Source organism: Aliikangiella litoralis (assembly GCF_052495765.1).
The window spans coordinates 3154771-3166811 of sequence record NZ_CP199292.1; the positions used below are offsets into that span (position 1 = coordinate 3154771).

Sequence of the window (12041 nt, forward strand, 5' to 3'; positions counted from 1 at the left end):
ATTTTTTAACAAAGCAATGATTTAAGAAGGTAAAAACTCTATTGGGTAAGTTACGGTAATAGGCGACGTTTTGTCTGAGCTAAATTTAAAGAGCTTAATTCTTGAAACTAAGCTTTGTTCTAGCTTTGGATTATTAAGTTCACTTGATATAACCTTAACGGAAGTAACTTTACCATTAGGCGCTATAGTAATTTCTAAAACTATTTTTCCTTTTAATCCTGGGTTTTTGCGACGTTCGCGGTTGTAAATTGAATAGAGTTTGCTTTTGTTCTGATCAAAAACTAAAGTAATTTCTTCTTCTGCACGAACATTTCCTCCAGAAGAGTTTGTCTGGCTATTGTCGGCTGCAACTTTTTTATCCTGTTGCTCTTTTGATAAAAGAGACTGACGAACTCTAGTTAATTCTTGTGGAGATAAACCTGCAGTTGCGATTTTGGCTTCGGCATATTGACCATCATTTATACCACTACTCCCCTGCCCAACTCCCTTAGTTAGTACTGTTTTATCCAACGAAGCCGTTTTAGTAGCCCCTGATGATTGACTCACCTTACCACCCACCATAGCGTTAATTTCACTAGTGTCGATTAAATCTGCCAGCTCGCTACCTAAAGCCAACAAACCGGTATCTTTAGCCTTTTCTCGAGCTTTTTTCTGCACCTTGGTCAGTGGTTTGGTATCTTTAATTTTTTCTGGTATCTTTTTAACTCTTGGTTTAGGTTTAACAACTGGTTTTGGCTTAGGTAGTGGTTTAGGAATAACCTTTGGCTTCTTTTTTTCTTGTTCCAAAACTAGTTGTGCAATACGTTCAGGTACTATGGTACGTGCTTTACGCTCTTCTACAGGTACATCAACTGAGGATAAAATAAAACCAATTAGCCCTCCGATCAACAAAGAGATAATAGCAATAATAATAAAGCGATTATCCCCTCGTCCTCTTGGGCTCCAGTCTAGAGCTAAATTTTCATAGGTTATATTATTTGTCATTTAACTTTTAGCTTTTTGAGTGGCTGCAAATGCAATTTGTGTGTATTTCGCTTGTCGACATGTTGCTAAAATTCTACTCAAAAGCTCGTAAGGCATATTTTCATCCCCCATAATTGTTGCAGCATGCCCCTTAGGTGTTTTTGTTGTAACGGTTGCTAATTGCTTTTTTTCAGCTTGAAAATTAAGCTCTTTTTCTAAACCTGATATGACAACTGTTTTATCAGTAGAAATTTGCTTAAGGGTTGCGACCTTACGTCCTTGAACTAAAATATATTCGTTCGTAACCATAATAACAAGAGTTTCTTTAGGCACTTTTTTAGCAACTGAAGATGGCAACTTTAAGTCTTTGCTATTCGGTAACTGCTGAGAACTCGATGAAGTGACTAATAAGAAAAAAACCAGAATTGTAAATATGTCCATTAATGAGATTAGATTCAACGCGGGTTGCTTTCTTAATTTGTTATAGCGCTGCATACGTTTTGCGCGAGCAGACATTTCCATTATTGTGATGCCTCCTTATTATTTGATGAGTCTTCTTGCTCTTCATCTGACGAGGTAGTTTGCACTTGTGTATTTTCAGATATTGTCGGTGCATCACCAATAGAAATATTAGGAAAAAGTTCTATGGTTTCAACTTCAGCCACTTGAACAACATCAATGCTACGTACATGATCCATTACTTGAATTAAAGTTTTATAATTAACTTTTTTTTCAAATAATAAGGTAATACTATTTTCATCTGGAAAGCGTCTTTTTATTTCTAATAGAATATTACCGAATTCTTTCCAATTTTTAGCTTCTGCTTGTTCTCTTTGAAATCGTTTAATAACTCCAATATTAGCATCTTGAACAATAAACTCTTCTGCTCGAATAATTAGCTGTAATTGTAATTTGATTTTATTCTCTTGCTTGGCAGCAGCAGCATCTAAAGCTGGTAGGTTAAGTTCTAGAACTGTTAACCGAGAGAATACAGCAGTAATCAATAAAAATGGTACTAATATAACCATTAAGTTCATGAATGCCGTGATGTTAAGCTCTACAGTTTCTTGAATATAGCTTTTGCGAACAAATTTCATAAATAACTTTATTCTTCGTCAAGATTCATTAAATTAAGACACTTTACTGAGGCCATTTCGAGACTACTCACCAACTTAGCGGTTCTTGTTGATAAATAGGAGTGAGTTAATAGCAGAGGGATTGCTACAACCAAGCCAAAAGCGGTGGTGTTCATAGCAACGGAAATACTCGCAGATAACAAGTCGGCTTTATCCGCAGGATCGGCACTAGCAACCGCAGTAAATGCTTGAATCAATCCAACAATCGTTCCTAATAAACCTAATAAAGTCGCGATATTAGCAAATGTTGCCAAGTAGTGAGTTCTTTCTTCTAATGCTGGCAAAGCTTCCATCATGCCCTCTTCCATAGCGGCTTCCACCGTTTTTCTTTTAACACTTGGTTGATGCCGTGCAAAACCATAATTAAGTACTACAGCTAACGGACTATTAGTATTTTCTGTTAATTTTTTAGCTCGATCATAATCCCGAGCTTGAATCATAGGGGCTAGCTGCTTCCATATTTTTTGAGTTTTTCCATGAGTTCTCATCAAATATAAAAAGCGCTCAATAGTAATTGCCAAACCTAAAGCAAAAACGATCAGGATAGGATACATAAAAGGTCCGCCTGATTGAAAAATTTTTGCAATTTCCATAATTAATAAAGCCTCTTTAGCTGATTGATTGACAGTATAAACTTGAGTACAAGTTAATCTTTGCCATTATATCTTATATCTATTTTTTTTAATAAACTATTTCTTTGTGCTCGATAATCATTGAATGAAATTAAATTATTATAATAATCTTTCGATAATTGTCTAACTTGTGCAAATAAATTATTATTATCCATTGTCGATTACCTTAGTTCTCTTAACACACGAAATCCCGTGAAACTATCTGCTTTCCCGTTATGTGCTACAAAAGTAGAAACATTGCACTCTTCCATAGGAATATTATAAGCACCACCAATAGCAATTAACTTTCTACCTTTATCATAAACCCACTCACTCGCGTTACCTACATAATTAACAAGTCCCCATGAGTTTTGTGCACCAATCGAATGTCTGACGAATGTATCCCCTCTAGATATACCGCGTGTATTTAGTTTGCAGTTGCGGTTGGGATCTAAAGAAACATGACGACCTTTAGCAGCATATAACCACTCATTTTTAGTGGGTAAACGATATTTTTTCTTTGTTTTTTTACTTAGCCATTTAAGGTATTTTTCAACAACTTTAAAAGAAACTTTAGCTATTGGTAGCTTTGCATCGGTTGTTTGAATTTCATTACAACTAGTTGATACTTTGCAAAACATATTAAACTCTGCAACTGATACTTCATACTTACCTATTGCAAATGCTGGTATACCTTTCTTTGCAGGTATAACAACTAAGTCAGGGCCATTACCTATATTTTCAATTGTGTCTCGACAAGTCGCTCTTTTACCTTGTGCACCTAGACCAGCTAGCGATTTGTCACAGGGATCTCTGGGGATAATGACAATAGAAGATAATATTTTATTATTTCTAAAAATACGCAGCGCATATTTTCTCGACTCTATTGCTCTTTCAGGAGAATGTTTAGCAATGCGTTTAATACAATCACTTAGTGACTGTATTAAGTCGTTCTCAAGTTTTGCGTAACGATTTTTATTTATAGAGCGTAATTTCTGAACCGCCGTATCCAAATTGCGCATATTGAGACGACGTGATTGGCACTTTAGTTGTTCTGATGCATTATTAAGTGCAACTTTAAAACGTTCTGTTTTTATTTGATCCGATGTTTTTGGTTTTGGCTTATTGCTAATTTTTATGTTGGATTGCGCAATTAATTCTTTTTTTCTTGCGGCTTCATCTGCCAGTCGCTTTTCTTCTTCTAGTTTCTTTTTATCGGCAATAGCGACATTTAGCAATTTCATTTGTTCATCTAAAGCAGAAGTATTTTCAGTATATCGATAAGCATTATTGATTAAACTAGTTGCTCTGGCATAAAGGTTATTGCGTTTAGCCTCTTTAATTTTATCTATATAATGATTATAAATTGTCTCTTCTGTTGTAACATGCCAATTCAAACTAGCTTGCAAATACTCTTTAAAACTAGTGTTAGTTGAAGTGTTCAGCCAAGTGTCGCTCGTTTTTAATAGTTTTCTAATCCCTTGAATTTCTTCCCATAAGTCATCTTCCCAAGCAGGAGAAAACTGAGGCGGTTTTAATAAAGAGTCAATGGTATTACGATAGTTTTCTAATCGAATATTATATTCCAGTTCACTCCTTATTTCGGTTTCCGAAACACTAGTTGGAGTTTCACGGAAAAATTGAAAATAAGCAGAAGTAAAAGCCAGAACAGATAAAACAATAAGTATTGGTAATGTGTAAGTGGTTCGAACCTTAGATATTAAACGCAAAAACTCTTTAACCGTTGGAACTCTATCTTCACGTTTGAAAGATAAAGCTTTTTCTATCGCTTTCCATTGACGTCTTGTAATATGATTAATGCGTTTGGGCTTGAGTTTTTGGCGTTTTGCTTCATCAGCTGGTATTTTATTAAAAGGATGCATACCAGTAAATAGCTCGTAGGCAACGCAGCCTAGAGCATAAATATCATCTCTTACATCAGGTTCCATACCCTCAAGCATTTCATAACTTGCGTATGAAGGCGTTAATGCCCCTAAATCACCAGCGTCAAATATGGTTTTATCTTCTGCATTATCATCATAGTGCTCTGCTTTCGCTACCGCTCGAGCGATACCAAAGTCAAATACTTTTGTAACCCCTTTATCGGTAACAAAAATATTGCCCGGTTTAAAATCAGAATGAATAATATCTTGGTCATGCGCATAAATAAGTGCTCGACTAATATTTTTTAATATATTCATTGCATCATCAGTTGGCAGTCCTGTCGACTTATACTGACGGATTAATTGATCTAAAGGTTTACCCTCTAAATACTCCATTGTCATAAAAACGGTATCACCATCTTTATCAAAATCGTGCACATTTACAATATTAGGATGGGCAATACGTTGTGTTTTTCTTGATTCTCTTTGTAGGGCAATGAAAGCTTCTGGATGCTCTTTAAATTCTTCAGTTAAAACTTTAATGGCTAAATATGGATCTTTATCACCAGCCTCTACTTTTACCAAGTCTTTAGCTTTATAAACAACCCCCATTCCACCAGCACCAAGTACTTTCTCTAAAATGAAACGCTTCTTTAATAAACCACTATCAATACTATCGATTTCTCTCGTAGTACTAACCTTGTTTACTGAACGTTTATTTTGAGGGGCCATTTTTGTGCTAGAATCATCGCTAGCTTTAGCCGTTGTTTTTTTTAGTCTTGTTTGTGCGGCTTGAAATACAGTGGTATCAGAATTAGCTGTTTTTTTGTTTCTTAAAATTTGTGTTCTATTTGACTGATCTTTATTTGGCAGACCTTTTTTTTGTATTTGTGTTTTATCCTGTTGGTTATTCTTAGTGGGGCGAGGTTTAGCTATTTGAGTTTTGTCGTTTGACATTCCACCTATTTTAGCTTTAGCAACTCTTGTTTTATTGGCTTGATTAGCAGATGTACTTTGAGCAATATTTGGCTTCACTTTATCTGCTTGACGATTTTTGATAATCCTGGTTTTATCATTAGCCTGATTATTGGGTCGAGAACTGGCAGAAACCCGCGTACTATCATCACCATTATTTCTAATCGGAGGGATAGTACGAGGGCTATCAGCAACATTATTATTGCTGTTTTTAGCATTGTTTTTTGTATCTTTAGAATCTGCCACTAGAACAACTTACTCATCAATAATCACTTCTCGAACCACTATTTTTTCAAATCCACCTTTAACAACTATGGCAGAGACATTATCTGTAGCGCCATTATCTAAAGCGGCAGAAATGAGCGTGTTAACTTTACTGTTAATATCAGGCTCTTCTAAATAGTAAATTAACTCTGAGTGATCTAGCATATTATATAGACCATCACTACAAAGCAAAAAAGTATCACCACTTTGCACATTAAAAACGTTGATATCAACATAAAAATCTTCGTCGACACCCACAGCACGTGTAATGATATTAGACTCGGGATGATTTTCAGCTTCTTCAGGTTTTAATAAGCCTTGTTGTACCAACTCACCGACACGACTATGGTCTTGTGTTAGCTGAGTTAATTGACCTTTTCGATATTGATACAGCCTTGAGTCTCCTACCCATAAACAAACGCCAACGCGACCACGAATAACTAAAACAACAATTGTGCTGCCTAAGGTTTTATTTTCCAATACTTCATCAGCATATTCTAAAATAAGCTGATTAACTGCGATTAATTCATCTTCAACGGCATCAACAATATCATCAAGTGCGCGTTTATTATCTACCTCATCTAATGCCTCTATGATCATTTTACTGGCAACATCGCCTAGTTCATGTCCCCCCATACCATCAGCGACAGCCCATAAACCAATTTCTGGTTTTGACAATATAGCATCTTCATTAACTTGACGTACCATCCCAACATTGGTATCAGCAGCATATTCCCACTTAATTTTGCGTCTGATCGTTGTATCACTCATAATACTTCCAAGAATATCTGATTACTGTTCGAATGCATTCAATGAATAGGGTTGCTGCCAGTTCCATTGTGACCACTGTCCGTCTAGCATTGCTGCAATACCACCAATTTTAGGTAAGCTTTGTGTAATGGATATACAGGGCTCTACTCTTTCTGAACCAACGGTTGTCCACGCGCTATAACTGGATAACGAAGCGAGTAAAAATGAATCTAGTAAGTGTGGAAAAACCAGAGCTGGAGATTGTTCTTCTAGCTCCAAATTGATCACTGCTGATGATTGATTGCTAATATGCTCAACTCGGTTATACAACATATTATAGTTCAATGGTGTTTCATCAATAGCGTCCATAAGCTCATCCACGTCAAGCTCACCATCTAATGCCTGAAAGAGAAACTCTTCTACATTCTCATACCATTCTTTTTGCAATAGCATAAACTCTAATAAATTTGCACTGGGAGGAACTTGGGTTATTACCGAAATAGGAAAATATCGTCCAACTTTATCGACGCTGGGCATAATAATACCGAGCCATGCATTTTCATCAAGTACTCCTTCAGAAAAAACAAATCGCCAAATTGGACTCGTTAAATACACATCTAACCAACCTTCACCTAATTGTTCTTGAGAACCAGCAATAAACCTTTGTACCCATTCATCCCAACCATTCATAAAATCAGCAGGCAAGTTGCGATAAACAAAATCACCATGCAAAGGCAGTTTACCGAAAACCCCAGTTAGTGGCTTATCAAGCATTTAAATTGACTCCGGACATTTAAATGCACCTAGTAAATTTTTACTAAATGGATTGTTAACACTTTTTGCTTTAATCAAATAGACAATATTGTGTGGTGAAACCATGCTTCTTCCACTAGTTGTTTTAAGAATTTGATCAACTGAATAAGTGATTTTATAAACTTTTGCAATATTGGTTTTTGTTAACTTAGAAGAATCTTGCAGTCTAAACCATGCCCACGGACCATCGTAAACTTTTGAATGAAATTCACCTTTTAAGTCTTCAAAAATAATTCGAACACGGTGATTATCATTTTCTCCTGACCAAGTAAGTGTTTTCCAAAACTTGGGCCCATGATTATAAGTCACTCTTTCACCACCAAGCTCTAAGGTAAAGCGAGCATCTTGCTTGCTCATAGTGTCAGGTTTTAATTGAAATGAAATGCTAGGGCTTTCAGGGTTACTCCTAAAAAATATATTTTTAATCGAGCGAGCTTTTTGTAGTTGGCTCAGAACCGATTTTGAAATGCCCATGCTACGACCTGCAACGGCTTTGTTTTGCCAGGTTCTTTTATTAATAAATGGTTGAATATAATCTTGAGAAAACTTATCAATTGTTCCTGATGGTTTGAAAAATTCACTAAAATCAAATAATGCCAGTTCTTCTTTTGCTGAACGATTTAGAGGATATCCATTCGCTAAACCTCGCGAATAAGGCGTATAAACTTGATTTCGCCATTCAGCATTTAGGTATTGGCGTCCAGATTGTAATACAACTTTCCAGGTTTGATCAGCTAAACTCTCTAACCATAATTTAACCGGATCAGGTGCTTTTTTAGCATAAGTCTCAAGTGCCGTAATGGCATTAACCGTATTATTTAAATAGCGGGCCTTACTAATATCAAATGCATGCTTGGCGGGATCGGGCGCAACTAAAATACTATCAACAAAATCATGTAATTGCTGAATGTTTTGAACGATTGTATTAATTGGCGCAGGTCTTTTAGACGACTCTCTTAACAAAGCATTTAATGTTTTAAACTGTTTATCAACACTAGTTCCAACTTTACTTGCAGCTTGAGCTGCTAGCTCTCCTGCGATTTTTGCTTTTCTTCCACCCCGTTCATTTTCTGCGAGTGCATCCATAACTGGTGGTGTTAACTCAGTATTATCCCTAGATACTTGCAATATAGACAATAACGGGGAATAAACAGGATCTGTCAAGCTGGCTAATACTTCTGTTGCATGCCTAAGATCTTTAAAGTCTTCAATTTCTAAAGATTTATAAACATTCTTCCAAGTTTGTAAATACTCAGCCAAATAGTGCTCTTTTACTTGCTGACTAATTTCATCAAGATCATCCTCTATAAAATCAACTTTTTCTTTTCCATCATCAGTCAGTACCCAACTATCACTCATAATATCCATCATAACTTCTGAACTTGGTGACAAGTCGATTGTTTTATAACCATCAATAGTAAACATCCAGGGAATCGTTAATGCTTTACTAACTGTTGTGTTCATTTTATAAATATCACGCACCGACTCACCAAAATCATTTAATAAGTCAACAGGCTGGGCATAATCAGGATTGGTACGAATACGACCATAAATTCGTTGTGATACTGGTACACGTAATAATAAGCTTCTAGTGCTTTTTACCAGGGAATCATTCAACTCTACAGGAGCTAGCTCAAGTGTAAGCAAATTATCTAAATGTAAAAATAACTCTTTGCGCTTTGAAGCTTCGCCATGCAAGTGCTCTGCTAAGTTATTTTTAAACCATTCAGATATTAATTGTTTATCCATCCGTTCAACTTTATTAAACATCAGATAAACTCTAAAAGTATTGTAAAGGTCCCCGCCTCGGTGACCTCGCTTTAAATAGGCATCTAAATAAGAAACCAGTCTAGGTAATAGTAATGTCTTTAATTTTTCAGCATATGCATGATCTGCTGCGGCATCAACGTTATCATCATAAAGACCAATACCAGAAAGCCAAGGATGTTCCTCTTTATCATAAACTAAGCTAGCTTTGTACAAAGTATTAAGTGCGGGTAATGTAACTCGCAAATCTTTATTTCTAGGATTAAGTCGCTTATTTTCGCTATTATATTCACTTATGTTTTCCTGTACTTCAGACATAAACATTTCATGTTGAGTTAAACTACCCGTCCATATAACAATAACTAAAATAGCAATAGCAGCCATTCCGGTATAACCAATTTTTTGTGCCCAATAAAGAAACTTTTCATATTTTCTATTAGAGCCTACTAGTTCCGACTCAGGAAAAATAATATCTTTAAATAGACTCCCCAAAAAATAACTTTTACCTTGTTGTTGTGGTGTATGAGCGACATCTCTAGCGAAACCAAAACCTGAAGCAACAGCGCCCATCAACCTATCAATGGGTGTCCCTTCTTGAGTTCCACTGGTAAAGTAAATGCCTCGTAAGTAAGGTTGAAATTGGTATCTATTTTTGGCAAATGTTTGGCGCACAAAACCAGATACAACCTCTTTTAAATTTTCCATTTGTTGCGGAAAGCCCTGAATAACTCCTCGACGGTTGACATCTCTCTCTTGGTGAACTCTCCATAAAACACGATCATAAAGTTTTTGCAGAAGTGCTTGATATTCATTATCTAAAAATTCAAAATCAGGATTTTCAGATGCTTGTGGCGCATTGGGTAAAGAAACACCCCAAACCTGCTCTCTTTCTTCGCGACTTAAATCTTCGAAAAACTCGGAGAATCCTGAAACTAAATCAGTTTTTGTAAACATTAAATAAATTGGAAAGCGAATTTCAAGTTTTTCCATTAGCTCATCTACACGCGTTCGTATTGTTTTGGCGTGTATAATTCTTTCTTCCTCTGTTTGCATCATCAGATCTTGCAGGCTAATGGCAATAATTGCACCGTTAATTGGTCGACGCTTTCTATTGCGCTTAAGCAAACTTAAAAAGCCTTCCCATGCTGTACTATCAATTACTCTGTGACTATCTTGAGTAGTATATCGACCTGCAGTATCAACCAATACCGCTTCATTAGTAAACCACCAATCACAATTACGAGTACCCCCCACACCTTGTAGTGCACCTTTACCAAATTCCTTGGCTAATGGAAATTCTAAAGTTGAGTTAATTAATGCTGTTGTTTTTCCAGAACCCGGAGGGCCAATAATAATATACCAAGGTAATTCATAAAGGGCTTTATCCGACCCCCAACTTTTAAATTTTGTTTTTTTCAGTGTTGCTAATGCTTGAGTAAAGCGTTCATTAATCTGGCTAATTTCTTGGGCTGTTTGTTCAGAAGTACCACCTTTTACATCTTGTTGCTGGTTCTTGCTTAAATCATCAACGAGATCTTCATTCTGCTTTTTGTTTTGAAGTTGAATTCTTAGATTATTTAGTCCCCATAGCACAACAATAATAATAATTGCAATCAATCTAGCCACAACACTACTTAGTGGGGCTTCATTATTGTCACCAAACTTTATCTGAGGACCTATAAACCAAATGAGTACAGAAAAGGCAATAAGGCCAAGTATAGAAATAACTATTCGATTTTTAAAAAAGTTTATAATTTTCTTCATTATGCATTCATTTTATTATATTAATTTTAAATTAACTCATCGTTCACTAGTTTGTTTTATTTTTACGACTTCTTACAGAAGCGAAAAAGTTATGTTTACACTAATAATGTTGATTTTTTTCAAAACGCTATAAACTAAATTCATGGTTAAATCCTTTTATATTTATATGCTTAAAAATACTACTAAGACGACTATTCTTTAGGTGTCTTAATTATTTCTTCTAACTGAGCGACAACAGGTGTTGAAGAGTAATACAACCAATAACGAAACCCTGAATAACTTAACACTAAAATAGCACCGACCACACAAGCAACAACCCACATTGGAACATATTGTGCCAACCCATTTCTAATTTTACCTAAGCCTCGCCAGCTCTGAGATAGTGATCGTTCATACTCACCTCGATGACTGCGAATAATGGAAAATAACTCATCTCTGACTTGCTCTAATGCATCTCGTCCTCGGTTTGCAAACCGATAGCGACCTTCAAAACCTAAACTAATTAGAATGTACATTAGCTCTAACATATCAATATTTTCAGAAGGCATTTGTCGCATACGATCGAGAATTTGAAAAAACTTTTCCCCACCAGAAGTTTCATTATGAAACACACTCAATAATGTTTTTTGTGGCCATTGGCTTTCGGCACCCCAAGGCGTATTTAATACAGTTTCATCAAGCGCAGAACACAATACATATCTTGCTGATATTGCAATTTCAGATTTGACTCCTAATTCTTGTAAACGACTTTGAAACATTCTAATTTCATTACTCAGCCGTTGATATAAGCCACCAACATCAGGATGACTAGCCGTATTGCGTGTTTTTTCAAATACAGCAATTAAAGTTGAAGCAGCATTAACTAGCGGGTTTAAACCGTGTGACGTTCGAAAATAATTGGTATCAAGATTTTGATAATCAACTCGCGGCGGCGGCTGTTGTACAGGTGGCTGGTTACGACGAGCCGAAGGAGCAGCAGGATGAGGTTGAGTTGAATTACCTCGTCTGCCTGGTGTTGGACGCACGATTGTTCGATCAGGGTTGTTGTTTCCCCCTCTAGGGCGAAAAACAGTTTTATCATTTCCAGAAGACATTAATACTCACCTCCTTTATGA

The 12041-nt window shown here is 36.1% G+C and carries 10 protein-coding genes; all 10 read right to left on the minus strand.

The annotated features are described in order from the left end of the window. Positions 1–21 precede the first annotated feature (21 nt). Positions 22–984, minus strand: a complete 963-nt coding sequence (locus tag ACT5E3_RS12950; RefSeq protein ID WP_444993960.1) for a TonB family protein — start codon at positions 982–984, stop codon at positions 22–24. After that, positions 985–1485, minus strand: coding sequence for an ExbD/TolR family protein (locus ACT5E3_RS12955; protein ID WP_444993961.1), 501 nt, complete (start codon positions 1483–1485; stop codon positions 985–987). It abuts the gene before it with no gap. Beyond that, complete coding sequence (locus ACT5E3_RS12960; protein WP_444993962.1) at positions 1485–2060, minus strand: ExbD/TolR family protein; 576 nt, start codon at positions 2058–2060, stop codon at positions 1485–1487. The genes ACT5E3_RS12955 and ACT5E3_RS12960 overlap by 1 nt, the downstream gene beginning before the upstream one ends. A gap of 8 nt (positions 2061–2068) precedes the next feature. Beyond that, the gene (locus ACT5E3_RS12965) at positions 2069–2692 is read right to left on the minus strand and encodes a MotA/TolQ/ExbB proton channel family protein (protein WP_444993963.1); all 624 of its coding nucleotides are present in this window, start codon (positions 2690–2692) and stop codon (positions 2069–2071) included. A 53-nt stretch (positions 2693–2745) separates the two neighbouring features. After that, positions 2746–2886: a hypothetical protein gene (locus ACT5E3_RS12970; RefSeq protein WP_444993964.1), complete on the minus strand. Its 141-nt coding sequence runs from the start codon at positions 2884–2886 to the stop codon at positions 2746–2748. A 6-nt stretch (positions 2887–2892) separates the two neighbouring features. After that, the gene (locus tag ACT5E3_RS12975; protein ID WP_444993965.1) at positions 2893–5814 is read right to left on the minus strand and encodes a bifunctional serine/threonine-protein kinase/formylglycine-generating enzyme family protein; all 2922 of its coding nucleotides are present in this window, start codon (positions 5812–5814) and stop codon (positions 2893–2895) included. 9 nt (positions 5815–5823) lie between these two features. Beyond that, positions 5824–6603: a Stp1/IreP family PP2C-type Ser/Thr phosphatase gene (locus tag ACT5E3_RS12980; protein ID WP_444993966.1), complete on the minus strand. Its 780-nt coding sequence runs from the start codon at positions 6601–6603 to the stop codon at positions 5824–5826. Between the two features lie 21 nt (positions 6604–6624). Next, positions 6625–7356, minus strand: a complete 732-nt coding sequence (tagF, locus tag ACT5E3_RS12985) for a type VI secretion system-associated protein TagF (RefSeq protein ID WP_444993967.1) — start codon at positions 7354–7356, stop codon at positions 6625–6627. Then, positions 7357–10926: a type VI secretion system membrane subunit TssM gene (tssM, locus tag ACT5E3_RS12990; protein WP_444993968.1), complete on the minus strand. Its 3570-nt coding sequence runs from the start codon at positions 10924–10926 to the stop codon at positions 7357–7359. A gap of 191 nt (positions 10927–11117) precedes the next feature. Next, positions 11118–12020, minus strand: coding sequence for a type IVB secretion system protein IcmH/DotU (gene icmH, locus ACT5E3_RS12995; protein WP_444993969.1), 903 nt, complete (start codon positions 12018–12020; stop codon positions 11118–11120). Positions 12021–12041 lie beyond the last annotated feature (21 nt).

Coding starts and splice junctions, on each gene's coding strand:
- ACT5E3_RS12950 (WP_444993960.1), bottom strand. CDS start 984: ATGACAAATAATATAACCTATGAAAATTTAGCTCTAGACTGGAGCCCA.
- ACT5E3_RS12955 (WP_444993961.1), bottom strand. CDS start 1,485: ATGGAAATGTCTGCTCGCGCAAAACGTATGCAGCGCTATAACAAATTA.
- ACT5E3_RS12960 (WP_444993962.1), bottom strand. CDS start 2,060: ATGAAATTTGTTCGCAAAAGCTATATTCAAGAAACTGTAGAGCTTAAC.
- ACT5E3_RS12965 (WP_444993963.1), bottom strand. CDS start 2,692: ATGGAAATTGCAAAAATTTTTCAATCAGGCGGACCTTTTATGTATCCT.
- ACT5E3_RS12970 (WP_444993964.1), bottom strand. CDS start 2,886: ATGGATAATAATAATTTATTTGCACAAGTTAGACAATTATCGAAAGAT.
- ACT5E3_RS12980 (WP_444993966.1), bottom strand. CDS start 6,603: ATGAGTGATACAACGATCAGACGCAAAATTAAGTGGGAATATGCTGCT.
- tagF (WP_444993967.1), bottom strand. CDS start 7,356: ATGCTTGATAAGCCACTAACTGGGGTTTTCGGTAAACTGCCTTTGCAT.
- tssM (WP_444993968.1), bottom strand. CDS start 10,926: ATGAAGAAAATTATAAACTTTTTTAAAAATCGAATAGTTATTTCTATA.
- icmH (WP_444993969.1), bottom strand. CDS start 12,020: ATGTCTTCTGGAAATGATAAAACTGTTTTTCGCCCTAGAGGGGGAAAC.